This window comes from Amycolatopsis sp. NPDC041971 (assembly GCF_055588925.1).
Window position 1 is genome coordinate 137,437 of the sequence record NZ_JBVJCE010000022.1, and the last position, 26,166, is coordinate 163,602.

The 26,166-nt window shown below is 69.3% G+C and carries 24 protein-coding genes, 1 pseudogene and 1 riboswitch; of the genes and pseudogenes, 14 read left to right on the top strand and 11 right to left on the bottom strand.

Features of this window, described 5'->3' with window-relative positions; translation table 11 throughout:
• The coding region (locus tag ACZ6DT_RS34385) for a papain-like cysteine protease family protein (RefSeq protein ID WP_465603096.1) at window positions 1-475 on the bottom strand (475 nt) is incomplete at its 3' end.
• A 384-nt stretch (window positions 476-859) separates the two neighbouring features.
• Here ACZ6DT_RS34385 and ACZ6DT_RS34390 point away from each other — a divergent pair.
• On the top strand, window positions 860-3,661 hold the full coding sequence (locus ACZ6DT_RS34390; RefSeq protein WP_465603098.1) for an AAA family ATPase: 2,802 nt from the start codon (window positions 860-862) through the stop codon (window positions 3,659-3,661).
• A gap of 82 nt (window positions 3,662-3,743) precedes the next feature.
• Here the strand turns inward: ACZ6DT_RS34390 and ACZ6DT_RS34395 are convergent, their stop codons facing one another.
• Window positions 3,744-4,670, bottom strand: a complete 927-nt coding sequence (locus tag ACZ6DT_RS34395) for a hypothetical protein (RefSeq protein ID WP_465603100.1) — start codon at window positions 4,668-4,670, stop codon at window positions 3,744-3,746.
• Between the two features lie 68 nt (window positions 4,671-4,738).
• Complete coding sequence (locus tag ACZ6DT_RS34400; protein WP_465603101.1) at window positions 4,739-5,149, bottom strand: RidA family protein; 411 nt, start codon at window positions 5,147-5,149, stop codon at window positions 4,739-4,741.
• A gap of 112 nt (window positions 5,150-5,261) precedes the next feature.
• On the opposite strand from ACZ6DT_RS34400, the gene ACZ6DT_RS34405 reads away from it, so the two are divergent.
• The 6 genes from ACZ6DT_RS34405 to ACZ6DT_RS34430 all read left to right on the top strand — a co-directional run bounded on the left by ACZ6DT_RS34405 (window position 5,262) and on the right by ACZ6DT_RS34430 (window position 11,835).
• Window positions 5,262-5,909 carry a maleylpyruvate isomerase family mycothiol-dependent enzyme gene (locus tag ACZ6DT_RS34405; protein ID WP_465603102.1) on the top strand — a complete coding sequence of 216 codons (648 nt, stop codon included), beginning with the start codon at window positions 5,262-5,264 and terminating at the stop codon, window positions 5,907-5,909.
• 27 nt (window positions 5,910-5,936) lie between these two features.
• On the top strand, window positions 5,937-6,338 hold the full coding sequence (locus tag ACZ6DT_RS34410) for a hypothetical protein (protein WP_465603103.1): 402 nt from the start codon (window positions 5,937-5,939) through the stop codon (window positions 6,336-6,338).
• 58 nt (window positions 6,339-6,396) lie between these two features.
• Window positions 6,397-8,667: a protein translocase subunit SecD gene (gene secD, locus ACZ6DT_RS34415; protein ID WP_465603105.1), complete on the top strand. Its 2,271-nt coding sequence runs from the start codon at window positions 6,397-6,399 to the stop codon at window positions 8,665-8,667.
• A 30-nt stretch (window positions 8,668-8,697) separates the two neighbouring features.
• On the top strand, window positions 8,698-9,168 hold the full coding sequence (locus ACZ6DT_RS34420; RefSeq protein WP_465603107.1) for a hypothetical protein: 471 nt from the start codon (window positions 8,698-8,700) through the stop codon (window positions 9,166-9,168).
• A 228-nt stretch (window positions 9,169-9,396) separates the two neighbouring features.
• On the top strand, window positions 9,397-10,380 hold the full coding sequence (locus ACZ6DT_RS34425) for a LysR family transcriptional regulator (RefSeq protein ID WP_465603109.1): 984 nt from the start codon (window positions 9,397-9,399) through the stop codon (window positions 10,378-10,380).
• Between the two features lie 135 nt (window positions 10,381-10,515).
• On the top strand, window positions 10,516-11,835 hold the full coding sequence (locus ACZ6DT_RS34430; RefSeq protein WP_465603110.1) for an alpha-lytic protease prodomain-containing protein: 1,320 nt from the start codon (window positions 10,516-10,518) through the stop codon (window positions 11,833-11,835).
• Window positions 11,836-11,930: 95 nt separating this feature from the next.
• Here ACZ6DT_RS34430 and ACZ6DT_RS34435 read toward each other — a convergent pair whose 3' ends face one another.
• Both ACZ6DT_RS34435 and ACZ6DT_RS34440 read right to left on the bottom strand, forming a co-directional pair.
• On the bottom strand, window positions 11,931-12,245 hold the full coding sequence (locus tag ACZ6DT_RS34435) for a DMT family transporter (RefSeq protein WP_465603163.1): 315 nt from the start codon (window positions 12,243-12,245) through the stop codon (window positions 11,931-11,933).
• A gap of 11 nt (window positions 12,246-12,256) precedes the next feature.
• Window positions 12,257-12,325, bottom strand: a riboswitch (guanidine-III (ykkC-III) riboswitch).
• Window positions 12,326-12,424: 99 nt separating this feature from the next.
• On the bottom strand, window positions 12,425-13,006 hold the full coding sequence (locus tag ACZ6DT_RS34440; RefSeq protein WP_465603112.1) for a TetR/AcrR family transcriptional regulator: 582 nt from the start codon (window positions 13,004-13,006) through the stop codon (window positions 12,425-12,427).
• Window positions 13,007-13,065: 59 nt separating this feature from the next.
• Between ACZ6DT_RS34440 and ACZ6DT_RS34445 the strand changes: the two genes are divergently transcribed.
• Entirely contained in the window at window positions 13,066-13,611 is a 546-nt protein-coding gene (locus ACZ6DT_RS34445; protein ID WP_465603113.1) for an SRPBCC family protein, read from the top strand.
• Here ACZ6DT_RS34445 and mptB read toward each other — a convergent pair.
• On the bottom strand, window positions 13,515-14,954 hold the full coding sequence (gene mptB, locus ACZ6DT_RS34450; RefSeq protein WP_465603115.1) for a polyprenol phosphomannose-dependent alpha 1,6 mannosyltransferase MptB: 1,440 nt from the start codon (window positions 14,952-14,954) through the stop codon (window positions 13,515-13,517). The genes ACZ6DT_RS34445 and mptB overlap by 97 nt on opposite strands.
• A 111-nt stretch (window positions 14,955-15,065) precedes the next feature.
• On the opposite strand from mptB, the gene ACZ6DT_RS34455 reads away from it, so the two are divergent.
• A complete protein-coding gene (locus ACZ6DT_RS34455) occupies window positions 15,066-15,701 on the top strand; it encodes a DUF4230 domain-containing protein (RefSeq protein WP_465603164.1) in 636 nt (211 codons plus the stop codon).
• Between the two features lie 92 nt (window positions 15,702-15,793).
• Complete coding sequence (locus ACZ6DT_RS34460; protein WP_465603117.1) at window positions 15,794-16,303, top strand: SRPBCC family protein; 510 nt, start codon at window positions 15,794-15,796, stop codon at window positions 16,301-16,303.
• An 8-nt stretch (window positions 16,304-16,311) separates the two neighbouring features.
• Here ACZ6DT_RS34460 and ACZ6DT_RS34465 read toward each other — a convergent pair whose 3' ends face one another.
• Together ACZ6DT_RS34465 and ACZ6DT_RS34470 are read right to left on the bottom strand one after the other, a co-directional pair.
• Window positions 16,312-17,565 (bottom strand): cation:proton antiporter, encoded by a 1,254-nt coding sequence (locus ACZ6DT_RS34465; RefSeq protein WP_465603118.1) that lies wholly within the window; start codon window positions 17,563-17,565, stop codon window positions 16,312-16,314.
• A gap of 478 nt (window positions 17,566-18,043) precedes the next feature.
• A pseudogene (locus ACZ6DT_RS34470) lies at window positions 18,044-18,998 on the bottom strand (helix-turn-helix transcriptional regulator).
• Window positions 18,999-19,089: 91 nt separating this feature from the next.
• Between ACZ6DT_RS34470 and ACZ6DT_RS34475 the strand changes: the two are divergent.
• The 3 genes from ACZ6DT_RS34475 to ACZ6DT_RS34485 all read left to right on the top strand — a co-directional run bounded on the left by ACZ6DT_RS34475 (window position 19,090) and on the right by ACZ6DT_RS34485 (window position 22,442).
• Window positions 19,090-19,653, top strand: a complete 564-nt coding sequence (locus tag ACZ6DT_RS34475; RefSeq protein ID WP_465603120.1) for a DinB family protein — start codon at window positions 19,090-19,092, stop codon at window positions 19,651-19,653.
• A gap of 345 nt (window positions 19,654-19,998) precedes the next feature.
• On the top strand, window positions 19,999-20,754 hold the full coding sequence (locus ACZ6DT_RS34480) for a carbon-nitrogen hydrolase family protein (protein ID WP_465603122.1): 756 nt from the start codon (window positions 19,999-20,001) through the stop codon (window positions 20,752-20,754).
• A complete protein-coding gene (locus tag ACZ6DT_RS34485) occupies window positions 20,751-22,442 on the top strand; it encodes a flavin monoamine oxidase family protein (RefSeq protein ID WP_465603123.1) in 1,692 nt (563 codons plus the stop codon). The genes ACZ6DT_RS34480 and ACZ6DT_RS34485 overlap by 4 nt, the downstream gene beginning before the upstream one ends.
• Here the strand turns inward: ACZ6DT_RS34485 and ACZ6DT_RS34490 are convergent.
• From ACZ6DT_RS34490 to ACZ6DT_RS34500, 3 genes are all read right to left on the bottom strand, one after another.
• The gene (locus ACZ6DT_RS34490; RefSeq protein WP_465603124.1) at window positions 22,406-22,918 is read right to left on the bottom strand and encodes a VanZ family protein; all 513 of its coding nucleotides are present in this window, start codon (window positions 22,916-22,918) and stop codon (window positions 22,406-22,408) included. The genes ACZ6DT_RS34485 and ACZ6DT_RS34490 overlap by 37 nt on opposite strands.
• A gap of 28 nt (window positions 22,919-22,946) precedes the next feature.
• Window positions 22,947-24,152, bottom strand: a complete 1,206-nt coding sequence (locus ACZ6DT_RS34495; RefSeq protein WP_465603125.1) for a cysteine hydrolase family protein — start codon at window positions 24,150-24,152, stop codon at window positions 22,947-22,949.
• 318 nt (window positions 24,153-24,470) lie between these two features.
• Window positions 24,471-24,611: a hypothetical protein gene (locus ACZ6DT_RS34500; RefSeq protein WP_465603126.1), complete on the bottom strand. Its 141-nt coding sequence runs from the start codon at window positions 24,609-24,611 to the stop codon at window positions 24,471-24,473.
• A 291-nt stretch (window positions 24,612-24,902) separates the two neighbouring features.
• Here ACZ6DT_RS34500 and ACZ6DT_RS34505 point away from each other — a divergent pair, with 291 nt between their 5' ends.
• Entirely contained in the window at window positions 24,903-25,538 is a 636-nt protein-coding gene (locus ACZ6DT_RS34505; RefSeq protein ID WP_465603128.1) for a MerR family transcriptional regulator, read from the top strand.
• Window positions 25,539-26,166: the final 628 nt, after the last annotated feature.

Sequence of the window (26,166 nt, forward strand, 5' to 3'; positions counted from 1 at the left end):
CTTCCTCCCCCTTTTTGTGCTCCCCCCAAAACAACCCCCCCCCCCCCCCTCCCCCCCCCCCCCCCCCCCCCCCCCTCCCCCCCCCCCCCCCCCCCGCGTCGACCTGGCCCTTGATGGAGGCGAAGCTCAACGTCTGGCCGGAAGAGCTGTAACTGCCGATGTCGCTGAACCCGAGCCAGCGGAACACGCGCTGCTGGTCGCTGAGGTAGCCCTGGTTGTTCGCGCAGTCCATACCGGACTCGTTGTGCGCGATCTGGCAGAACTTCGTCTGGGTCAGGCTGTGCCCCCACCAGGCGGCGATGGTGTTGCCGCTGGCGTCCCAGCACCAGTTGCTCTTCTCCTGTGCCTGCATCTTGATCGGGATCGTGGTGGCGGCCGTGATGACGGGCGCCGCGGCGGCGGGCGCCTGAAGGGCGACCATCGCGGCGACACCGGCGCAGGCCGTGGCCAGCCCGCGCCTGAATGAGGTCTTCACCGTCGGAACACTCCTAACTGGATGGTCGAACGCGACCCACGCGCGGGCGGCTACCCGACGGAACAGGTGGGGACTTCGGCTACCCGACTGGGTGACCGACCGGCGCGAGCAGGGGACTTGCGCTGTGACGAAGTGACTGAGGGGCACTGCGAACAGGTTGAGATTCACCCTCTGGTGGGACCCGTGGCAAGGGTCACGGCAATACCTAAGGGTCCGTATTACCGCTGCGCGGACCGTGCCACTGAGGGTCGACGTCGCCCGATCGAGTCAACGACGCGGAAGGGTCGTGACTCCGGTGGGGTGGACCAGCGAAAAGCGTGCGGGCCGTGGTCACTGTTCGTGTTCCCGCCTTTCGGCGGGTGTCCGGTCGGTATCGTCCCGAGCATGCCGACGAGCGGTGCGGCATCGGTGTTCGTGGCCCGCGACACCGAATTGGCCGAACTGGTGCGCGTCGCCTCACGCCCGCCGTCGGTCGCCGTCGTCGAGGGTGCACCGGGTGTGGGCCGGAGCCGTCTGCTCGAAGAACTGGTCGCCCATCCCGGGATCGCGTCGCGAGTGGTCTGGTCCACCCGGTGTGTTCCCTTCGCCCGGCCGTGCCGGCTGGCGCCCTTGGTCGACGCGTTGCTGGGGAGCGGCGACGTGGCCGCCGCCCACGCGGCGGGGTTCTCCCCGGTGACCGGCGTCCTGCGGCGGCTGCTCCCCGAATGGTCGTCGTGGCTGCCGCCGTTCCCCGAGAACGCGGACGACGGCACCGTCCGGCAGCAGGAGTTCCGGGCCGTGCGCGAAGTACTGGCAGGCTGCGGTCCGGCGGTTCTGGTACTCGACGACGTCCACGCCGCCGACGACGACACGTGGGAGTTCCTGCGCGGGCTCGCGGCGTCCCCGGCGGCGTCGCTGAGCGTGGTGGTCAGCGCGGTGTCGTGTGGACCGCGGCGATTCCCGCCCCTGCCCGGAACCGCCGCGCAGCTGTCACTTCGGACGTTCAGCGCCGTCCAGGTGCGGACCCTGCTGGACGCGTCTTTCGGCCGCTGTGCGCCGGATTTCGCCGAGGCGGCTCACCGGCGGACGTCCGGGATCGCCGTCGATCTGACGGCTCTGGTCCCAAGCGCCGGTGACACGGCCGAGGCGCTTTCGGCGACCGTGCCGCCGGTCGTGCGCAGCCGGGTCGCCGGACTGATGGCGGCGATCGGCCCCGACGCGCGGGACGTCGTCCGCGCGGCCGCGGTGCTGGGGTCGCCCGCCGGGGAACCAAAACTGGGCGCGGTCGCGTCGTCGTCGTCCGCGGAGATCTCCGGCGCGGTCACCGAAGCCGTGGAAACGGGACTGTTGCGTGATCTCGGCCGCGGCCGGTACGTCTCGGGAAGTCCGCTGATCGGTGAAGCGGTCTACGCGTTGCTGCCCGGGCCTCAGCGGTGCGCGATGCACGGACGCGCCGCCGCCCGGCTCACCGCGGACGACGAACCCATCGCGTCGCTCATCGCCCGCCACGCACGGCTGGCGGGAGATCTTGCCGGGTGGACACAGTGGACCGGCGTCGCGGTCGACAACGCCATCGAAGACGGCCGGACCGAGGAAGCGGGCCGTCTGCTCGAAGCGGCCTTGCGGGACGCGGAGTTGCCGCGGGCCGCACGCGAGTCGTTCGCCGTTCGGCTCGGCAGGGAACTTCCGCGCAGCATCGCCCACGCGGGCACGGTCCGGCTGCTGCGGGAGATCCTGCGCGAATGGCCGCTGAGCAAGGCCGCGCGGGGCGAGATCCGGGTCCATCTCGGACAGGTGCTGATCAATCAGGTGGGCAAGGTCGACGCGGGCAGGCTCGAGATCGAACTGGGCGCGGCCGACCTCGGCAGGCGGCAGGCGCTGCTCGCCAGAGGATTGGTCACCCTGGCGCTGCCGCATATCGGGACCGTTCCGGTGGAGGAGAACCTCCGCTGGCTCGACGAGGCCGAACAGGTGAGCAAGGGAGAACACGACGCGGGTGTGCTCGCCGCTATCGCCGCCAACCGGCTTTCGGCGCGGATGCAGATCGCCGATCCGGGCGTGTGGCAGGACATCGCCGATCTGCCACCCGTGCCGGAGTCGGCCGAGGTCTGCCGTCAGGTGGCCCGCACCTACATCAATCTGGCCGACGCGGTGGCGTGGAACGGGCATTACCCCGTCGCGCGGGCCTACCTCGCGACCGCGCGGCGGCTGATCCGCGACGACCACCAGCCCTATCTCGACGCGCTGGCCGACGGCACGGAGCTGCGCCTGGACCTCGCGATGGGGGAGTGGGCGTGCGTCGCGGAGAAGGCGCGGGCCATGCTGACGCGGGTCGACAAGGACAGTTCGCTGGCCGCCGAGCCGCTGCTCGTGCTCGGCTGGTACGAGTACGGGCAGCACCGGCCGGCGGCGGCTCTGCGCAGTTTCGACGCGGCGTTCGCGCTTTCCGCGGGCAGCGTCCCGGTGCAGGCTTCGGCCTATGCCGGTCGCGTCGCGGTCCATCAGGGGGGCAAGGACCTGCAGGCGGCCCTGCGTCTGGCCGAGTACGGTCTGGAAACCGTGCGCCGCAAGAACAATTGGGTCTGGGCGGCCGAGCTGTTGCCGTTCGCCGTGCGCACCATGCTCGGGCTGGGGCAGCACGTCGAGGCGAGAAAGCTGCTCGGCGAGTACCGGCAGGGCATCGACGGCAAGGACGCCCCGGTCGCGAACGCGTCGGCGTTGCTGTGCCGGGGGCTGCTCACCCAGGCACGTGGCGAGACGCTGCCCGCCGGTGATCTGTTGCTCGGTGCCGCACAGGCGTACTACGCCCTGCCTCTCCCGTATTTCGCCGCCTACGCCGACGAACTCGCGGCCGGATGCTTCGCCGAAGCGGGGGACGTGGCGCGTGCCGTCGCTTCCTTCACCACCGCGGAGACGGCGTACGCGAGTCTCGGCGCCGCTGTGGACGCCCTCCGCTGCCGCCGGTCACTGCGACGCTGTGATCCGGAGATGCCCCGGCGCGGCCGCAAAGGTTACGGCGAAGCGTTGTCGCCGAGGGAGCTCGAGGTCGCCCGGCTCGCCGCCCGGAACCTCACGAACCGGGAGATCGGCGAACGGCTGTTCCTATCGCCGCGGACGGTCGAAATCCACATCGGACGGGCGCTGCGCAAATTGGGGCTCCCGTCGCGGACCGTGCTGACCGAGGATCGGCTTGAGGGCTGTCGGTGAAGGAATCGGGACGTCGAGTCGTCGCGATTCCTCCCCACTCGACCGCGGCCGGTCATGCCGAAGACCGAACCCGGGGTGATCGTCAGGATGACGTCAGCGCCGGCCGGAGTTCCTCATAGGTCGGCGCGAGCCTCCGGAGTGTCTCGGCGGCGCGCGCGTCGTCCTCGGTGACGAGGTCGTACTGCAACGAGCCGACCAGTCGCGACTGCGCGGCGAGGACGACGGCGGCGTCTTCGCGGCCGATCCTGCGCAGGCACGCCGCCGCGTCGGCCTGCCGCCGGGCGCCGACACGGATCGCGAAGTGGACGAGCAGCCCGCGCAGGTCCGGGTCGCAGCCGGCGTCGATCCGGGCGGCCAAGGCGAGTGCCGCTTCGCCGTTGCCGAGACTGCCGGGCGGAAGACCGCCGTCGTTCTCGCCGCCGAGCCGCCTGATGGCCCGGGGGAGCGACGCGACGATCGCGGCTTCGTCGTCGACGACGGTGTGCCGGACGAAATTCGTGCGCATCGTATGCGGTTTGCCGTAGGCGACGGTTTCGGCGAGCCAAGCGGCGGCGAAATCCCGTCGCGGGATCCGCGCGTACGGGTGTCCCTGCGGGTCGTGGGCGGTGACGGACTCGCCGTCCGCGGCGAGCACGACCAGGAAGTGGTCGGCGCCGATCGGGCCGGTCATCCCCGGCTGGTGACGCAGATGCCCCATCTCGACCGGGCCGACCAGGACCGGGCCGACGGCGAGGCTTTCGAGGAGCCGCGCGAAGGCGGCGTCCGGATCCGGTTCGCTGACGGTTTCCGCGCTCCAGCCGAGGGCGTCGAGGGCCTCGCCGATGCCGAGGTCGGGATCCCAGCCGAAGGCGTCGAAAAACGGCAGCGTTCCGCCGACCAGCTGCATGCCGAACGGGCTGCCGGTGACGGTTTCGAGCACGTCGATGCCCGGCGCCTCGGAGCCCATCAGCATCGCGAGGGAATGGGCATAGCAATAAGGACCGGAGCCACTGTAAGGAAGATCGATCACGCGTTCGACGATGGCAGTTTTCGCGCGAAAACGCCACCTGTTGCTCCTCGCCGGGGCTCGGCCTGTCCTCAGCGTCCGGGCACCGCGATCAGCGCTTCGACCTCGACGACGAGGTCCGGGCGTGCCAGCGCCGCCACCACGATCAGCGACTGGGCGGGCCAGTCCGCTTCCGGGTACCAGCGGGTGAAGGTCTCGCGCAGTGCCGTGCGGAAACCGCCGAGGTGTTCGGTGCCGGAAAGCATGCTGAACACCTTGACCAGGTGTTCCGGTCCGGCGCCCGCGGCTTCGAGCAGTCGTTCGAGGTTGGCGAGGACCGCGCGGGTCTGGGACTCCGCGTCGGGCCCGGCGACCTCGCCGTCGGGCAGTACGCCGAGTTGGCCGGATACGACGACGAGTTCGTGATCGGCGGGAACGCGGACCAGATGGCTGTACGGGCCGATCGGCGCCGCCACGGTCTCCGGATTCCAGCGCTGGATCATCGGTCCCCCTTCTCGTCCACGAAAGAATTCGCCTCCAAAGTAGCGAAGACCGATGAATCCTGGCCGCGGCGGGAGTCTCACCTCCGGACAACGACGACTGGAAGGACTCCGGATGACGGATTCAGGTGCGAAGACCGAGGTCTGGCCGCTGATCCACACCGAACGAGCGGCGCTGGCGAACGACCTCGCGGAGCTCGGCGAGGAGCGGTGGGGGACGCCGTCGCTGTGCGCCGGCCTGACGGTGCGCGAGGTGCTCGCGCACCTCACCGCGGGAGCGAGTCTCACACCGTCGCGTTGGCTGGCAGGCGTGATCCGCTGCCGCTGGGACTTCGACAAGCAGGTCGCCATGCGGCTGGCCGAGCAGCTGGGGGAGGACGGCGCCGAGACGCTGGAACGGTTCCGGCGGGTCGTCGCCAGTACGACGAAACCACCCCTGCCGAAGTTGGCGATGCTCGGTGAGGCGATCGTGCACGCCGAGGACATCCGCCGCCCACTCGGCATCCGGCGCGACTATCCGATCGCCGTCCTCACCGCGCTGGCCGGGTACTACCAGGGCGCGGACCTGGTGGTGATGGCGAAGGGGCGCATCGGCGGGCTGCGGTTGCAAGCCACTGATGGCCCCTTCGCCGTCGGATCCGGGCCGCTCGTCTCGGGCTCGACCCTGGCGTTGATCATGGCCATGACCGGACGGGTGGCCTATCTCGCCGAACTCCGCGGCGACGGCGTTCCGATCCTGCGGCGGCGGGCCGGAGCCAAGTAGGGTGTCGGCGAGGACCCGGGAGTGTCGATGACAGCGCAGAGTCTGGAGAGCCGGAGGTACCGGACGGCCGGCCAGGCCGTGCCGGCGCTGCTCGCCGCCGTGCTGACCGCGCTCGGCCTGTTCCTCGCGCTCCATGCGGCCGATTCCGCTTCGGCGGACGAGTCGCGCGGGGCGAACGCGACGGTCGACTCCTCGGTCTCCAAGGCCGTGGCGCCGGTACGCGCCGCGGGCAGGCTCGCCGCCGAACCTTCGCTCTTGGGTGTGCACGGTCACGGTGACTTGCCGCTCTTCGGGACCGTCCCGCACGGGCCCGCGTCGAGGACGTTGCTTCGCCTCGGCGGTCTCCACGACGACGTCATTCCTCCCTCGCGCACGGCGAACCGCCTCGCGTCGGGGGATCGCGCTCCTCCTTTCCCGGTAGCCGTCTGAAGCTCACGGGCGCGTCTTCCACGTGCCCGAACCGGGAAATCATCGAGGAGAAACCTTCGTGCCGCGCGAAACCGCGCGGCGAGGCATGACCGGGCGAGCCGTCGTCTCGCTGGTCGTCCTCGCCGCGACCGTGTACCTGTTGCTGACCACCGCCCCACGGCTGGGCCTCGATCTGCGTGGTGGGACGCAGATCGTGCTGGAGACCAAGGATTCGCCCACCGTCACCGCCAACGCGGAGACCACCGACCGGACGCTCGAGGTGCTGCGCCGCCGGGTCGACGCGCTGGGCGTCGCCGAGCCCATGCTGGCCCGCTCGGGGGACGACCGGATCATCGTCGAACTGCCCGGCGTCCGTGATCCGCGCGAAGCCGTCGAGGTGATCGGCCGCACCGCGCAACTGTCCTTCCACCCCGTGCTCGGCGCCGCCTCCGGTGACTCGCGGGTCCTTCCCGACGAGAGCGGCCGGCCGATCACGCTCGGGCCCGCCGCGCTGACCGGCGAAGGTGTCGACGAGGCGCTCTCGTCGATCGATTCGCAGGGCGGCGGCTGGCTCGTTTCCGTCGGTTTCAAAGGCGATGCCGGCCGTGCCTGGGAGCGGCTGACCGGGCAGGCCGCCTGTTCGCCGCCCGGTGACCCGGCCCGGCGGGTGGCGATCGCGCTCGACGACAAGGTGATCTCGTCGCCGCAGGTGAGCCCGCAGGTTGCCTGCGGGGTCGGGATCGTCGGCGGGAACACACAGATCACCGGGCGGTTCTCCCCGGCCGAAGCGAAGGATCTGGCGCTGCTGATCAACGCCGGCGCGCTGCCGACACCGGTCGAGATCATCGAGCAGCGCACCGTCGGTCCCACGCTCGGTGCCGCCGCCATCGACGCCGGCGCGCGTGCCGCCGTGATCGGCCTGGCGCTGACCGCGCTGTTCCTGCTCGCGGTGTATCGCCTGGCCGGGCTGATCGCCGTGGGCGCGCTGGTGGCGTACGCCGCCGTGTCCTACGCCGCGCTGCTCGCCGTCGGCGCGACGCTGACCTTGCCGGGGCTCGCCGGATTCGTCCTGGCGATCGGCATGGCCGTCGACGCCACCGTGCTCGTCTTCGAAAGGGCGAGAGAGGAACACTCGGTCAAACAAGGCGGTTCACTGCCACGGTCGGTCAGCCGCGGGTTCAGCGGGGCGTTGTCGGCGATCGTCGATTCGAACGTGACGACGCTGCTCGCCGCGGGCCTGCTGTTCTGGCTGGCTTCCGGCCCGGTGCGCGGGTTCGGGGTGACCTTGTCCATCGGCGTCGTCGTCGCGTTGTTCATCTCGCTCGTGCTCACCCGTTTGCTGCTGCACCTGACGATGCGGGGCGTGGTCGCGCGCGGGCCACGGCTTTCCGGGCTCGCTCACGAGGGCCGGGTCCGCCAGTGGGTGAACCGCCGCGACCCCGGGTTCCTCGTCGAACCGCGGCGCTGGCTGATGGTGGCGGGAGCGGTCGTCATCGCCGCGATCGCCGGGCTTTTCGTGGCCGGACCGAACCTCGGCGTCGAGTTCACCGGCGGCAGGGTCGTCGAATACAGCACTTCGGCGCCCGCCGACGTCGAACGGGTGCGGGACGCGGTCTCCGACGCCGGATTTTCCCGCGCCGTCGTGCAGATGTCCGGTGAGAAGGACATCTCGGTCCGCACCGAACCGATCGACGAAGACGCCACCGAACGGATCAGGACCGCCGTCGCGTCGGTCGCGGGTGACGCCACCGAGATCCGCGACGAGCAGATAGGCCCGAGCCTCGGTGCCGAACTACGCACCAAGGCGGTGATCGCGCTCTGCCTCGCGGTGCTCGCGCAGCTGATCTACCTGGCGGCGCGGTTCGACTGGCGGCTCGGTGTGGCCACGGTGGCAGCGCTCGCCCAGGACGTCCTGATCATCCTCGGGATCTTCGCCTGGCTGGGTAAATCCATGGACGGCGTCTTTCTCGCCGCGCTGCTGACGGTGATCGGGTACTCGGTCAACGATTCGGTGGTGGTCTTCGACCGGGTCCGGGAAGTGCGCGGGCGACACCGCGAGAAGCCGTTCGCCCGCGTCGTCGGCACGGCGGTGCTCCAGACGTTGCCCCGGACGATCAACACCGGGATCGGGGTGCTGTTCGTCCTCGGGGCGCTGCTGTTCCTCGGAGACGGGTCGCTGGCCGACTTCGCCCTCGCCCTCCTGCTCGGTCTCGTCGCCGGCACAGTGTCCACAGTGGCCACCGCCGGTCCCGTCGCGATCCTGCTCGACAAACGATGGCCCGGGGCCGGACTTCCCGTGAGGAAGGCGTCGCGGACACGGTCGCGCGAAGACAACGGCGCGGTGGTGTGATCGACGTTCCTTTGTGGACCGCCGCGCCCGATGGTGATGGTCGCGGCCGGGCTGGCGATCGGGTTCAGCACCCGCAACGATCTCGGCAACGGGCTCGACACCGAGATCGCCCTCAACGCGGCGGAACTGATCCTCGCGCTGCTGTTGTTCGTGGACGCCACCGCGGTCAAGGGCGGTTATCTCGGTCATGACGCCAAAGCCGCGGTGCGGCTGCTGCTGATCGCGCTGCCGCCGACGATCCTGATCGTCATGGGCGTCGGCCCGCTGGTGCTGCCGGGCATCGGCTGGACGATGGTGCCGCTGATCGCCTGCATCATCGCCCCAGCGGCTCCGGTGCCGGGCACTCAGCGCCTTCCTGAGGGCCGCTTCGAGTTCTTTCACTTGCTTGGAGTTCATGCTGCCGCAAGTGAAGGTGTTCATGTCCACCTTGTCGGCGGAACGTTCTTTGATACCGCTGATCTTCTCGACGCTGACCGTGTGTTTCTTGTCGTTGTCCTTTGACGGCGGCCCTGAGGATGATCGTCCGGCGGCGGTTTCCGAACCGTTACCGCCACGGAAGACGTGCTCGTCCGCCACCGGACCCCGTCGCCCATGGTGACGATAACGGCCGGTCGCCCGCCATGTCCGGGATTGCTGACATCGATGGCATCCCGGGAACCAACCGATACGAAGCCATTTGGCCCACTTGTTTGTCTGGTCCAGTCCAGTTATGTCTACTAACGTAGAGGGATGGAGCTGGAACTGCGCCACCTGCGCATCATGTGCGCGATCGCCGAACTCGGGAGTATCACCAAGGCGGCGAACACGCTCGGAATGGCGCAGCCTGCACTGACAGCACAACTGAAGCGCATCGAGCGGACACTCGGCGGGAAGCTCTTCCTGCGCGATCACACGGGCACCCGGCCGACCGCGCTCGGTCTCCTGGTCCTCGAGCGGGCCAAGATGGTGCTCCCCGCCGTGTCATCCCTGCACGACGAGGCGGCCCGCCTCGCTCAGCAAGCCGGGACCGGTGAGCCGGTGACCCTGCGGCTCGGCTCGGCGACGGGCCCGATGCTGGGGGCGCTCCTGCAGCGCCTCGGCACCACCCATCCCGACATCCACGTCGCCACGCATACGTCGTGGTCGTCCAACAAACTCGCGGACATGACCGCCGAGGGCGCGCTGGACTTCAGCTTCGTCGGCGTCTGCGGTGACGCCGCGCCGCCGCCGGAGCCCGGTCTCCGCTGGCGGACGCTCGCGCATCATCCGGTGTTCGTGCTGATGTCGGCGCGGGACGAACGCGCACAGCGGAACGAGGTGGAACTCGGCGCGCTCGCGGAAGAACGGTGGTGCGCGACGCCGGGTGACGGATGCTTCGGCGACTGTTTCGCCTCCGCGTGCGCGCGGTCGGGGTTCACACCGCGTTCGTTGTACGAGACCGACGTGCTGACCTGTATCGAGATGGTCGAGTCGGGACACGCGGTGGTTCTGTGTCAGCCGCTGTTCCACGAGATCCCGGGGATCGTCGCGGTCCCGATCGCGGGGAACCCGCTGAGCTGGCGGAATCTCGTCGGCTGGTCGGAGCGAGGGGAGATGGGCCCCTTCGCCGCGGAGATGATCGCCCTGTCCCGCGCGGTGTACGGCGAGCTGATCGACCGGCGGCCGACCTACTCGAAGTACCTGGAGTTGAACCCGGGTTACGGCGTCGACTACACGGACGCAGCGGTGCGCTGACCTGCGCGGAAGTCGTTGAAAGGTCCAGTCCACTGAGGTGGATATGACCTAAATGGTATGTACCTTTTGCGGCAGGTGCCTCGTACGGTCTGGGACGAGATCTTCTTCCGGAACGTCGGTGAGGAAACGCCTGAAATGAACCGAAAGATCGTAGCGGCCGCCGCGGCGGCACTTACCGGCGCGGGCCTGGTCACGGCCGTCGCGCTGACACCGAACGCCAGCGCCGGCCAGACCTCCCCCGACCAGGTCCAGTCGGAGATCGTCGCCGCCTTGTCGCGCGACCTGAAGATCAGCCCGGATCAGGCAAGGACCCGCCTCGACGGCGAGCAGAAGGCGGCCCGCGCCGACAGCGACCTCAAGACCCGGCTCGGCTCGTCCTACGCCGGATCGTGGCTGGACGCGACCGGGACCACGCTGACCGTCGCGGTCACCGACGCGGCGTTGGAGGGCACAGTGCGTGCCGCGGGCGCGACCCCGAAAACCGTCACGCGGAGTGCCGCCCAGCTCGACGCGGCGAAGCTGTCGTTGGACGCCAAGGGAACCAGCGCGCCGAAGAGCGTGCCCGGTTGGTACGTCGACGCCGTCACGAACTCGATCGTCGTCCTGGCCAACGCGGGCACCGAAACCGCCGCGAAGTCGTGGGCGACCGCGTCCGGCGTGCGTGCCGACGCGGTGCGGGTCGAGACCAGCACCGAAAGCCCCGTTCCGCTGATCGACGTCATCGGCGGCAACGCCTACACCTTCGGTTCGGGCCGGTGCTCGATCGGTTTCTCGGTCGAGGGTGGCTTCGTGACCGCCGGGCACTGCGGCACCACCGGTACGCGGACCTCGAACCCGAGCGGGAGCGTCGCGGGCTCCAGCTTCCCCGGCAACGACTACGGGTGGGTCCGCGTGGACGCGGGCAACACCCCGCGTCCGCTGGTGAACCGCTACCCGGGTACCGTGCCGGTGGCGGGCTCGCAGGAGGCCGCGGTCGGCGCGTCGGTCTGCCGTTCCGGTTCCACGACGGGCTGGCGCTGCGGCACCATCCAGCAGAAGAACGCCTCGGTGAACTACCCACAGGGCACCGTTTCCGGTCTCACCCGGACCAGCGCCTGCGCGGAACCGGGCGACTCCGGCGGCTCGTGGCTCGCGGGCGACCAGGCGCAGGGCGTCACCTCCGGCGGTTCCGGCAACTGCAGCTCGGGCGGCACGTTCTACTTCCAGCCGATCTCGGAGATCCTGAGCGTCTACAACCTGCGCCTGGTGACCTCGGGATCGAACCCGCCGTCCAGCACGACGCCGACCACCACGACGTCGAACAACCCGCCCGGCGGAACCTGGGCGGCCGGCACCACTTACGCCGTCGGCGCGACGGTGACTTACGGCGGTGCGTCGTACCGGGCCCTCCAGGGTCACACCGCACAGGCAGGTTGGGAGCCGCCGAACGTCCCGGCGCTTTGGGCACGCGCCTGACCGCCTAGCCGTCCGGGCCACACGCAGGGGTGCGCCCGGACCCGACCGCCCCCGACGTCGTCCGTGCGTCGGGGGCGGTCCCTTTTGCCCGGGGCTCAATGCAGGACCTTCAGGCCCACCACGCAGGCCACGATCCCCACGATCAGCAGGATTTTGGCCACCGAAGCGGTTTCCGCGCCCGACCACATGCCGTAGGCGACGGTGAGCGAAGCCCCGATCCCGACCCAGACCGCGTAGGCGGTGCCGACGGGGAGGTCCTTCATCGCGTAAGCGAGACCCACCATGCTCGCCACCAGCGTGACGCCGAAGATCACCGACGGTATCGGCCGGGACAACCCTTCGGATTTGCCGAGGGCGGTGGCCCACACGGCTTCCAGTACACCCGAAACGATCAGGACGAGCCACGACATGACGAGCTCCCAGAGCGCCGTCTTGTCGCTGGCCGGGTACGGCACCCACTCGTCCGGGGACCTCGATCACGAGGTTCCACGACCAGGGTCGCACACCGGCCACGAGGGCGCCCGCGGGTTTGACGAGGGTCACCGCGGTGGACGAGCAGGCCGGCCGTGATCCCCACCAGGACCTGAGTTCAGCCCGTCAGCAGGGTCCGGGTCGTTTTGGTCACCAGGTCGACGATGCGCGGCGGCGGCGCCTCGCCGCGGTCGAGATGCCTTCGCACCGCGGCGTACGGGAGATCCACGAGGGCCAGCATCAGTTCGTCCGTGCTCCGGCCGGTCAGTGGCCGCAGCCGTCGCACGACCTTGGTGATCGCCGTATCGAGGCGGCGGTCGGCGTCTCCGACGCGGGCGCGGTCCTCGTCGCTCCAGTCGTCGACGCCGAGCGCGCTGTCGCCCCCGTAGAGCAGCTTCCCCTCGGCGGGATGGGCGCGGCACCAGCGGACGACCTGAGCCGCGGCCTCGACGGCGGCTTCGATGACCGGTTCCTGTTCGAGGGCTTCGAGATAACCCCGCTGGAAGCGGGTCACCGTGCGGAGCCAGACGGCGGCGAGCAACGCCGGACGTCCGGGAAAGCGGTGATAGATCGACCCGCTCGGCGCGCCGACCTCGCGGGCGACGGCCGACATGGTCACCCCGGCGACCCCTTCGGCGGCGAAGATCCGCACGGCGGCGTCGAGGAAGTCGTCGGCGGTGTGCCGCGGTGGCCGTCCCATTTTCAGAGACTATCCTCTACTATGGTTTTAGGGGAAGATCTCTAGAACTGGGAGGCGCGATGCGCGTATGGAACAGGCATCACCGGATCGTCGACGCGGCGCAGGAGCGTGTCGGCGCGCTGATCGACACCCTGTCCGCGGACGGCGACAAGCTCTGGCCCGTCGACGCGTGGCCGCCGTTGCGGTTCGACCGGCCGCTCGGGGTGGGTGCCGACGGCGGGCACGGGCCGGTGCGGTACCACGTGGAATCCCATGAACCCGGAAGGTCCGTGCGGTTCCGGTTCACCGCGCCCCGCGGCTTCGACGGCTTCCACGAATTCACCTTGCGTGCGACCGAAACCGGAGAGACCGAACTCGCTCACCTCATGGTGCTGCGGCTTCGGCATCCGGCGTGGTTCACCTATCCGCTGTTGTGGCGGCCGATGCACGACGCGCTGCTGGAAGACTGCCTCGACCGTGCCGAGCGTGAACTCACCGGCACGGTCAAGACGCCCGCACGATGGAGCCTTTACGTCCGGCTCTTGCGGAGCCTGATCTCCGGCAAAAGGCCCTTTCGCTTGAGCACGAACAAAGTGCCGCCGATGAGCACGACCGCGATCAAGTAGCCCAGGGCCAACGACATGGCGCCACCGTTCGCGGGCGGGAGCAGAACACCGAACACCGCGCTGACCCCGGCGAGGATCCAGCGTCCGCGATCGGTGGTGAGGCTCACGGCCAGCAGTGCGACCGTCCACAGGAGATACCACGGCTGCACGACCGGGCCGAGCACCAGCATCGCGGCGAAGGTCAGGCCCGCGCCGTAGAGCGGGTGCACCTTCTCACGGTACGTGAGCCACAAGAGCCTGGCACCGACGGCGAGACCGAGGATCGCGCCGACGAGCGAGAACACCTTGATCGCGCCGTCGGTCAGCTCCGCCCCGAAGATCTTGCCAACCCCGCCGACGAGGAAGCCGAGTTCGTTGGTGGGCGCCATCCAGCTGTGGACCTGGCCGGAAACCCCGGAAAGCACCCGGACCCAGCCGAACCCGAGCCCGCTGCCGAGTGAGATGGCCACGGTGACGGCGGCGAAGCCGGCGGGCAGGCCGAGCGCCACCGCCGCCCGGCCCACGGGCGTCGCTCGGCGGAACAGGTCGATGCCGACGAACAGCAGGCCCGCGACGGCCACGATCTTGATGTTCGCGGCTGCGCTCACCGCGATCACACCGGCCGCGATCAGTGCCGGCCGGGCCGCGCCGGTCTTCGCCGCGCCCATGAGGACGAGTTCCAGCCCGGCGACCATCAACCCGACCATGAGCCCGTCGTTGTGCACGCCCGCCACGACGTGCCACAGGACCAGCGGGTTGAGCAGGGCCAGCCACAGCGCGATCGACGGCGAAACCCCGACGCGGCGGGCGAGCCGGGGGAGCGCCCACGCCATCAGCACGATCCCGATCAGTCCCAGCAGCCGGTGCAGCAGTACTGTCGGCACGAAGGCGTCCCCGGCGACGTGGGCGATCGCGCGGGCCAGCGCGACGAAGGCCGGACCGTACGGCGCGGGCGTGTCCCGCCAGTAGTGGCTGACCGCGAGCGTCACCGGTGAATCGGCGCCGAGCGCCTCGGCCGGTCCCACGAGATAGGTGTCGAACCCCTTGGCCGCGATCAGGCCCTGCGCCAGGTAGCTGTTGATGTCGCCGCTGAACAGCGGGCGCGCGACCAGCAGCGGCGCGCACCAGGAGACCGCGATCCAGTACAGCCGCCGCTCGGGCACTCCGGCGGCGTGCCGTCCGATGCCGAGCCAGGACAGCACCAGGGTGGCCATCCCGGCGACGCCCAGCGCCACCACCGGCACCGAGGGCAGGCCGATCCCGGACGTGACCAGCACCAGCACGGCGATTCCGAGGAAACCCGCCCAGTGCAACGCCGAGATGTTCAGCCCGGTCTTCTCCGGCGCGGGCAAGACGTTCTGCATGCGGCCAAACTACTCCAAGTGCGAAATCCGGTTCCGCCGAACGCAGGGGAAACCGATTTCGACGCTTCGGGACCGCGTCCGCCGGGTACTCCACGCGCTGGAGAGGCGGTGGTGGGTGTGAAGAAACGCTGGGTGCGTCTGGGGGCGTTCGGTTTGGCCGGGCTCCTGATCGTCGCGGCGGCACTGCAGATCACCGGGTTGCTGCCGAAGCTCGACCCGTTCGGAACGTCCACTGTGGATCGCTCGCAGCCCGCGGTGCTCCAGGCTGTCCGTGACCTGAGCCAGTATCACGCGGCGGTCGGCGATTACCAAGTCGTCGTCGACATCGAGAAGGACGTCAAGTGGGTGCCCGCGAGTATCGCCGGGGAGCGCACCCTGTTCGTCGCGGCGGGCTCTGTCGACGCTTACGTCGATTTCGGCCCACTGGTGGAGAATTCGCTGACCGTGTCGGAGGACCGGCGATCGGTCGAGGTGCGGCTACCCGAGCCGAAGCTGGCGAAACCCAATCTGGACAACGAACGCAGTTACGTCTTCGGTCAGGAGCGTGGCCTGATCGACCGGCTCGGTGGACTGGTCTCCGTGCAGGACCAGCGGCCGTTCTACCTCGCCGCGGAGAAACGCATCGGTGAAGCCGCGCAACACTCCGGTCTGCTCGAACGCGCGAAGGCCAACACGAAGGCGATGCTCACGCAGCTGCTGCGGGGGCTGGGCTTCCATGTCACCTTCCCGGCGGAACCGGCCACTTGACTTCGGGATCCGCGTCCGTGCTGAGCTGACCGCGCCGGTCTTGACCGGGGGCCCTCGTACTGGTGGGCTGACGAAGTCGACCGGGAGGCACGATGGCGACGAAGCCGAAGGACAGCCTGACCTACAGCGAACCGATCGCGACCGGCGAGGTCACGATCGACGCCGCCCCCGAGAAGGTGTACCGGCTCGTCAGCGACCCGGTCTCGATGGCGGAATGCGCCGAGGAACTGCACAAGGCGCGCTGGATCCACGGCGCGACCGAGGCGCGCGTCGGGAACTGGTTCGCCGGCAGCAACCGCAACGGACGGCGGCGTTGGGTGACCCACGCGGAGATCACCGAGGCCGAGCCGGGGCGCCGGTTCGCCTACCGGGTGCGCACGCCGTTCTTCGTGCCGATTTCCCGCTGGGAGTTCGACATCACCCCCGTCGGCGACGGCAGCCGCGTCACCGTGACGAACTGGCTGCGGGTGCCGCCGTGGTTCGTCCCGTTCGCCATCCTCATCACCGGTGAGCCCGACCGCGCGGGGACGGACCGGGCCAACATCGCCACCACTATGCAGCGGGTGAAGGCCCGGCTCGAGGGCCGGGAGTGGCGCCACTAGCGGGCCCCTCACCCGTTCTCGAAGTTCTGCATTCCGCGGCCCTCCAGTTTGCGCATCACCGGGCCGGACAGCAGACCGTGCACGAGGACCGAAACCGCGATCGTGAGCGCCGTGACCCGCCAGAGCGAGTCGGCCATCGGGAAATCGCCGTGCCCCAGCGCGTAGGACAGGTAGTAGAGGCTGCCGATCCCGCGGATGCCGAAGAACGCGATCGCCGTCGCCGCCGGACGCGTGGTGGCGCCACCGAGCAGGGCCAGCCCGCCGAACAGCGGCCGCACGATCATCACCGCCGCGACGGCCACCAGGACTTCGACGAGTTTCACCCCGGAAAGGAGCCCGTCGCCCAGCATCACACCGAGTCCGAGCAAGGCCAGCGCGACGAAAAGCCTTTCCAGCTGATCGCCGAATTCGTGCAGCACCCCGTGGTACTCGTGCGACCGTTCGCTCGCGCGGATGGTCGCGGCGGTGGTGAACACCGCGACGAAGCCGATGCCGCCCAACCATTCGCAGAGCGCGAAGGGGAGGAACGCGATGGCCAGCACCACCAGCCCGTCGGAGTATTCGCCGAGGCGCAGCCGCTCGTGCCGCACCCGGAACATCAGCCAGGACATCAACCGGCCACAGGCGAGCCCGACCAGTACGGCGACCGTGAGCGGGATGAGGACCTCGGTCAGCAACCACGGCACGGGTGACGTGCTCGCCGTTCCGGCCAGTACGAGGGCCAGCAACACGAACGGCATCGCCAGGCCGTCGTTGAGCCCGGCCTCCGAGGTCAGCGTGAACCTGATCTCGTTGTCCGAGCCCCGGCCGTCCTCGGTATGCGGCGCGGGCACCTGGACATCGCTCGCCAGCACCGGATCGGTCGGTGACAGCACGGCCCCCAGCAGTAGCGCGGCGGCTGGGGACAGGGCGAGCGCCCACCAGCCGAGCAGGGCGACCGCGCAGACCGACAGCGGCAACGTGATCGCCAGCAGCCGCCACGTCGAGTTCCAGGACCGCCAGCCGATCAACCGGTCGGATTTCAGTCCAGCGCCGACCAGCGACACGAGCACACCGAGCTCGGTGATCACCTCGACGGCGCCCACATGCGACCGCGGGTCCAGTACGCCCTGACCATAGGGGTAGTCGAAGGGGAGCAACCCGAAAAGCAGTCCGCCCATCAGCAGCACCAGCGGCATCGACAGCGCGCGTTCGTGCAACAGGTTCGGCAGCACTGCGGCGCACAGCGCCAGAACGCCCGCTCCGGCGAGGAGTATCTCCATTCGCGCGGAGTACCCGCCTTGATCCCCCGGCAACCGGGGACGGTTCAGCCGCCGACTTCGGGTCCTTTGTGGACCGGCAGGTCGACGCCCGCGGCCTGCCGGTGCGGCAGGGTGTCCACAATGGCTCCGAGTAGCCGTCGCAGCCGGGAACCTCGACGCGGACGGTGACAAGGTGTTCCGGGTCACGCCGCGGTGTCACGGTGCGGACCCAGCCGACGCCACCCGCGACATCGGCGCGTGGCCGAGTTCGAGATCCAGCCTGACCTGGCGCGCGGTGTCCGACTGGCGGACGAGCAGGCCCTAGGCCGGCCGTTCGGGCAGGCAGGTGCCCAGCCCGGAACGGCGAGGATCTGCCCTGCCGCGGGCGCGGCGGTGCAGTACCAAGGATGCTGGCCCTGTTCGAAGAAGCTCAGCGTGTCGGCCCGGCGCCGCACCGCGGGTGGACCGACCCGTCAAAGGATGATGCCCTCGGCGTCGGTCAGCGGATCCGGGCCGCCTTCGCGTAACGGCGGGCCAGGACGGCGAAAGCCGCTCGCAGTTCGGGCGGACCGATGACTTCGATGTCGGCGTCGAACCGGCCGATACTCGCCGCGAGCCCCGCCCACGACCACGACCCCAGCACCAGGCGGCACCGATCAGGGCCGAGTTCTTCCACCACACCGTCGCGGACGTAGGGGGAGACCGTGGCGGCGGGAAGGTCGAGGACGACTTCCCCACGGCACGGCCACTCGCCGGATTCGGAAGAGCCCCGGAAGCGGCTCGCGACGAAGGTGGCGACGTCGGGGGCAGGCAGCTCACGCGGCGTGAACCGCGGGCCGTTCGGGGTGCGGGGGGGAGATCCGGTCGGCCCGGAAGGTGCGCCAATCCGCGCGGTCGAGATCCCAGGCGACGAGGTACCAGCGGCCGTGCCAGGTGACGAGATGATGCGGTTCCACCCGGCGCGGCGTGTCCGCGTGGTCGAACCGCAGGATCTCGCGGGCGTGCACCGCCGCGCCGAGTGCCAGCAGGACGTCGCCGTCGACGCGGGGTTCCGCCCGGCTCGCGGGTGAGTCGACGGCGGTGACCCGCAGGGTGTCGATCCGGCGCCGCAACCGCGAGGGCATCACCTGCCGGACGGTGTGCAGCGCCCGCATCGCCGCCTCCTCGATCCCCGCGCCGCTGGTGGTGGCGATCTGGAGCGCGACGGCCAGCGCGACCGCCTGATCGTCGTCGAACAGCAGCGGTGGCAGTTCGGACCCGGCGTCGAGCCGGTACCCGCCGTCGGGACCTTTGATCGTCGCGATGGGGTAGCCGAGGTCGCGGAGCCTGTCGACGTCGCGCCGCACGGTGCGCGGGCTGATGTCCAGCCGCTCGGCCAGCAGCGCTCCCGGCCAGTCACGGCGGGCCTGCAGCAACGAGAGCATCGACAGCAGACGCGCGGAGGTCTTCGGCATGTTTTCATGATGCCCCGAGTAGAGGTCACAACCTGTCCTCTACCCCTGCGAGAGTCGTCGTGTGCCAGAAAACGACAACCCGGAGGGCCCGATGACCGCCACCATCCTCGACGCCGAACGCGCCGACCTGCTCGAAGCCCTCGAAACCATCCGCGCCGCGCTGACCGCCACCGTCCAGGGGCTCACGGACGAGCAACTCGACGCGCATCCGACGGTGAGCGAACTGAGCCTCGGCGGCCTGATCAAACACGTCGCCTCCATCGAGGAGATGTGGCTGCGCTTCGTGGTCGAGGGCCCATCAGCGATCAACTACGACCTGCCGGAAGGCGTCACCTGGGCCGACATCGGCGCCGGGACCGCCCGCGAGTTCCCGCAGTGGGCGATCGACCACCAGAACAACTTCAGGATGCTGCCCGGCGACACCCTCGCAGGAATCCTCGCGCGCTACGAACAGGTGGCCGCGCGGACGAAGGAGATCGTCTCGACGATTCCCGACCTGTCCGCCACGCATCCACTGCCCGAGGCGCCCTGGAACCCGCCGGGCGCGGTGCGCAGTGTGCGCCGGGTGCTGACGCACGTCATCGCCGAGACCGCGCAGCACGCCGGCCACGCCGACATCCTGCGCGAGAGCGTCGACGGCCAGAAGTCGACCTGACCCTCCCGAGGAAACTCGACCTTCACGCTGTCCCGAGTACATGAAGGCCCCCTTCCTTGGCGCCTAGGTCAGGAAGGGGGCCTTCATGTACTTCACTCAGCATCAGGCCAAGAACGCCCAGGTCACGCTGTTGGTACCAGAACGACCCAACACTCACTACCCGTCCATGGGGCCCCGGTTGCTCGGCGGCGGACGACCACGCCGAGGGACCGCCGCCGGGAGGGTGATCCAGACAACAAATCGCCACCGAATTGCGCCTGACTGTATCGATTAGACTGCTCGACAGCATCTTACGCAACAAATCGCCCTTATCGGCGCATCGAAGCGGCGGATATCGTCGTCGGTATGAAGGTCGCCGTCCATCAGGGTTCGTACGCCGAGCTGCCGTCCGTCGTCGCGGCGTCGGGCGCCGACCTCGTGGTCGCCGCGGAGATGATCACCACCGGCTACCACATCGGCGCCCGTTCCCAAAAGCTCGCCGAACCGGCCGACGGCCCGACAGCGGCCCGGATGTCCGCGCTGGCAAGGGAAACCGGCGTCGCGCTCGCGTACGGGTACCCCGAGTCCGACGGTGACCACGTCCACAACAGCGTCCAGCTGATCGGCTCCGGCGGGCAGCGCTTGGCGAACTACCGCAAGACCCATCTGTTCGGCGACATCGACCGCTCCTGGTTCGAGCCGGGCACCGAGGCGGTCGTGCAGGCCGAGCTCGACGGTCTCCGGATCGGTCTGCTGATCTGCTACGACGTCGAGTTCCCCGAACTGGTGCGGGCGCACGCGCTGGCCGGGACCGAACTGCTCGTGGTGCCGACCGCGCTGATGAGCCCGTACGAACTGGTCGCCGACACGCTGGTTCCCGCTCGCGCCTACGAGAGCCAGCTGTTCGTCGCCTACGCGAACCGTTGCGACACCGAACAGGAACTGACCTACTGCGGCCGATCCTGCGTCGTCGCCCCGACCGGCGAAGTGCTCGCCCGCGCGGGTACCGATCCGGAGCTGATCAGCGCCGAAGTCACCCGGGACGCGCTCGTCGCGTCGCGCCTGGAGAACACCCACCTGGCCGATCGACGGCCCGATCTGTACCGAGGACTTTCCGCATGACCTCCGCTCTCCCCACGGCGATCCATCACGACGAATCCACGGGGCGCCCGATCACCATGTTCGGCCCCGATTTCCCGTTCGCCTACGACGATTTCCTCGCCCACCCCGCCGGACTCGGCTCGCTCCCCGCCGAGCGCCACGGCACCGAGGTTGCGGTGATCGGTGGTGGCCTTTCGGGCATCGTCACCGCGTACGAGCTGATGAAGCTCGGCCTACGCCCGGTCGTGTACGAGATCGCCGAGATCGGCGGCCGCCTGCGCACGGTGAACTTCCCCGGCTGCCCGGACGCCGTCGTCGCGGAGATGGGCGCGATGCGCTTCCCGCCGGCGTCCACCGCGCTCTTCCACTACATCGACAAGGTCGGCCTGGAGACGACGCCGTTCCCGAACCCGCTGGCACCGGGAACGCCGAGCACCGTCGTCGACCTCAAGGGGGAAAGCCACTACGCGCGGACGGCGGACGAACTCCCCGCCGTCTTCGGCAAGGTCGCCGCCGCCTGGGACAGCACACTGTCCGAGCAGGCCGCGTTCACCGAGATGCAGAAGGCGATCCGCGAGCGTGACGCGAAGACGATCAAGCGGCTGTGGAACGAACTCGTGCCGCGGCTGGACGACCAGACCTTCTACGGCTTCCTCTGCGGTTCGCCCGCGTTCGCCTCGTTTCGCGACCGCGAGATCTTCGGGCAGGTCGGGTTCGGCACCGGCGGCTGGGACACCGACTTCCCGAACTCGATCCTGGAGATCCTGCGGGTGGTCTATACCGGCGCCGACGACGAGCACCGCAGCATCGTCGGCGGCAGCAGGCAGCTTCCGTTGCGGCTGTGGGAACACGCGCCCGAGGACATCGCGTTCTGGCCCGCGGGAACGAGTTTGAGCTCACTGCACGGCGGAAGCCCGAACCCCGGCGTCGCCCGGCTGCACCGCACCGCGCCGAACAACATCACCGTGACCGACACCGAAGGCCGCATCCGCACCTATCCGGCGGCGGTGTTCACCGCGCAGAGCTGGATGCTGCTGTCGAAGATCGAATGCGACGAGGCGCTGTTCCCGATCGACCACTGGACGGCGATCGAGCGCACGCACTACATGGAGTCCTCGAAGGTCTTCGTGCCGGTGGACCGGCCCTTTTGGCTGGACAAGGACCCGGTGACCGGCCGCGACACGATGAGCATGACGCTCACCGACCGCATGCCGCGCGGCACCTACCTGCTCGGCGAAGACCCGGACGCGCCCGCGGTGATCTGCCTGTCCTACACCTGGGCCGACGATTCGCTGAAGTGGCTGCCGCTTTCGGTCTCCGAGCGGGTCGAGGTGATGTTGCAGTCGCTGAAGGAGATCTACCCGGGCGTCGACGTCCGGCGGCACATCATCGGCGACCCGGTGACCGTGTCCTGGGAGGCCGAACCGCATTTCATGGGCGCGTTCAAGGCCAACCTGCCCGGCCACTACCGCTACCAGCACCGCCTGTTCACCCATTTCAAGCAGGACGGGCTCAATGAGCGCCACCGCGGTCTCTTCCTGGCGGGCGACGACGTCTCGTGGACGGCGGGCTGGGCCGAAGGTGCCGTCCAGACGGCGCTCAACGCGGTGTGGGGCGTGTTGAACCACCTCGGTGGCGAGACGGATCCGGCGAACCCGGGTCCGGGCGACGTCTACGACGACATCGCGCCCATCGAACTGCCGGACTGAGCGCGGCGGTTCACCAGCCACGCCGAGCCGAGCGCCAGAGCCACGCCGAGGGTCGCGCCGATGGTGTTCATCAGCCAGTCGTTGGTGTCGCAGGCGCGGCCGATGGCGGGCACGAGCGCCTGAAGCGTCTCGATCACCGCGGACAGCGCCGAGCCCGCCGCCAGCATCGTCAGCGGCTGCTTCGTCGCCAGCGTGGCGAAGTACACCGGTGGCAGGAACAGTGCGACATTGGCCAGAAGTTCCACCGCGCCGAGCGTGGGCAGCGAGAACTGGACGGTGCACCTGATCTCGTCGATCGTGTGCACGGTGGGCACCAGCGTCAGCGCGAAGGCCGGCACCAGTGACACGCCGGTGAGCGCCCACAGGATCCGCCGCTTACCCGCGAACAGGTGGCCGAGGACGGCACAGACGAGCGCGACCAGGGCGATCGCCACCGGCACGAGGGCGGAGTGGTCGAGCAGGAAGTTCGTGATCATGACGAGCCGATCGTACGAGCAGGCTCGCTCAGCCGGTGAACTCGACCTCCGCCGCGGGCACCACGCGCAGCCTGCCGCCCGGGTGGATCGCGGTGCTCAGCAGCAGGTTGTGCCGGGCGATGACCTGTTCGGCGGTCAGGCCCGTGGTGGGATCGCCGTCGGCGGACGGCGCGTGGCCGTCGCCGACCAGCACGACGTCCAGCCCGTGGCTCTGCGCGGACCGGGCGGTCGCGTCGACGCAGTAATCGGTGGCCAGCCCGGTCAGCACCACGGTGTCGACGCCCCGGTCGACGAGCAGCCCCGTTAGCCCGGTGCGGTGGAACGAGTCCGTCGCCGTCTTGTCGACCACCACGTCGATCGGTTCGAGACCGAGCAGCGGACTGATCCGGGTGCCCGGTGACGCGGGATCGAAGTCGGTGCCGGGCGCGCCGATCTGCCGTAGGGCGATCACCGGAACGCCCTCCGCCCGGGCCCGGCGCGCCAGCGCGGCGATCCGGGCGGCCAGTTCCTCGCCGCGCCAGACCAGGGGAACGAGCATGTCCTGCATGTCGACGATCAGCAGCGCGGCCTTCATGTCCGGCAGCCTAGGGCAGCGCGGCGGGTGACTCGGCCTCCGGGATGAGCAGGCGCGGAGTCCCCTAGCCGTCGGCGGCCACGGCCCAGACGTCGGAATGGCCTGGTTGTGCGCGCCCGCTATCTCGGCGTAAAGCACGGCGGCCGTGGCCAGCGTGAGTACTCCGGTGACGGCGATCAGGACGTGGGTGCGGGTGTTCACGGTCGTGCCTTCCTGCGGGGAGCCAGAGAACGAAGGTGGCGGCGAGCACACGCGCCGAAATTCCTTCCCGCCCGCGGGTGCGTCCACAGTGGACATACCCGCGGGTTCACCCGGGTACCGCCACACGCTCGTGATCGGCGGCTTGTTCGCCGCGTTGGCGATGCCCGGCAGGCCGAACGCCGCCTCCATCGTGCGGAGGATCGAGTAGTGGTCGATCGATTCGCTGTAACTGCCCGGCTTCACGTGGGCGCCGACGAACGTGGTGAAGATCTGGTTCACCGACGTCCCGCTGTCCTCGTCGAAATTGACGATCAGAAGGCTGTTGTGCGTCTTGGCCCACTGCGCGTAGGCGTCGAGGTTGTTCTTCAGCGATTTGTCGCCGGTGTCGACCGAGCAGAAGTCGTTCGGGAACGACGAGAACCTTTTGTTCGCCGACGCCGGGACATTGCCGAAGCTCACCCAGCTGTTGTGCTTGCGGGCGTGTTTGCCCCTTCGTGCAGCCCGTGTAGCCGTCGGAGGGCATGCTCTCCGCGTAGCCGACGAACTTCTTGCCGATCCCAGCCAGTTGGGAAGCGATGTACTCCTTGTTCTCGAGATCCTGGCATTTGTTGCTGTCGACGCCGTGCGTCGAACCCGCGAACTGGGCGATGTAATTTGGCTGGCTGGGATCCGTCGTCCCGTACGCCTTGGTGAACTTGGCGCCTTGTGAGGCGAGTTCGTTGAGATACGGCGCCTTGGAGCTGCCGCCGATCTCCTGGTAGTCCTTGTTCTCGAACATCACGAGGACGATGTGGTCGAAGGCGGGACCGTCGCCGCGGTGGGCTCCGTCGCGGCGGCCGGAGTGTCCTGGTGGGACACCAGTCCCGTGGCCAAGCCGGTCGCGGCTACGGCCGCTACCGCGATCCGTTTCCAGAACATGCGGAAACCTCCTGGGAAAAGGTTGAAGTTTTGACGACCGACCATCGAGTTCAGCGGCGCTCCGCGGGTGTCGACAGAGTCGAGACATCAGATGTCTCAGTAGCCGCAGGCGCAGAACGCCCCAAACCGACATTACTTGGCACGAAACCCTGTAAACCATCCCTGCGCCTTGGGCTCGGGGCGGCGAACCGATGAACTCGTGGTCACTCGCTGATTCAGCCGGTCGGCAGTGGCATCACTATTCTGTCGGCTTCGTGGGTACACATCCGACCATTGGTTAAGCTGTCCGGCGTGAAGCCCTTTTCGCCGAAACCGGCCGGATACACGATCGAAGAACTCTCCACGATCGTCGGCATGTCGGCGCGCAATATCCGGGCCCATCAGACGAGGGGCCTGCTCGCCCCGCCGGTCCGGCACGGCAGGTCCGCCTACTACGGCCCGGCCCATCTGCGGCGGCTGCGGCGCATCACGATGCTGCAGAAACAGGGCTTCAACCTCGTGTCCATCGCCGCGATGCTCGGAACGACCACGGTGGACGGCGCCGAACGACTCGAGGCGGCGATGGCCGACCTCGCCCGCGACCAGCCCGCCGTCGCCCGGTGCCTGGAACGACACGGCGTGCTCGGTACGGACGACGCGGGAGCGCCTGCCGTCGTGCGGCCGTCCGTTTCCCGCGCGGTGGCGGAGCTCGCCGGCGCCGGGATCCCACCCGTCGCGGTCCTTCGGTTCCTCGGCCAGTTCATGGACCGGGTCGCACCGCTGGCGGGCGAGCAGTTGGCAGCGCTGAAAGCCCAGACCGGAGGCGCTTCGGCAGCTCCATGGTCCTGTTTCGCCGAGCTGCTGGTAAGCGCTTTCAGGGCGACTGTGGAAAACGCGGCCGAAGTCACGTTCGCAGACGGGGAGCCAGGGACACGGCCGCCGAGGTGACCGCTGCCGTCGCCGCGTCGAGGCTCGCGCCTTCGACGAAAACGGACAGGATGACGACGACTTAGCGGTCGCCTTCGCCGACGAGCCCGGTCGTGTGCGCGCCACCGCGCCCCGCCCGGCCGCCCAGCCTTGCTCCGCCTTCCACGGCCGGTCGTGCAAGGCGGAGGGGATGCCGAAGTACTGGTCGAACCCGTCGGCGGCGATCCTGGTCGACTCCCGCAGCGGTACACCGCGCGATGTGACAGTGTGTCGCCCCAGCGGCCCGGATCGACGGGCGGCGTGGTGTTCTTCAAACCCGCGGCGGCTACCGTCCTGGTGACGATGGCGGGGCCTCCGTTCATGCTCCAGAGAGCGTTCGCGACCGCGTCGTCGCTCCTCGCCAGCATCCGGCGCAGCTGCGTTTTGTCGGTCTTGCCCGCATGCGTGTGATGGCGTCGAGCGCGATGAACAGTTTCACCACCGACGCCGTCCGGAATCGTTCCGAACCCTGCTCGTCGATCACCTGCGTGCCCGATGTGCGGTCGAAGACCACCGTGGCGCCGCGTCTTTCCGGAGCCGGGTGGTCTTGCGCACCGGCCCGGATGGCCACGTAACCGAGGACTCCGTGAGTGGCGTTTCGGGTTCTAGC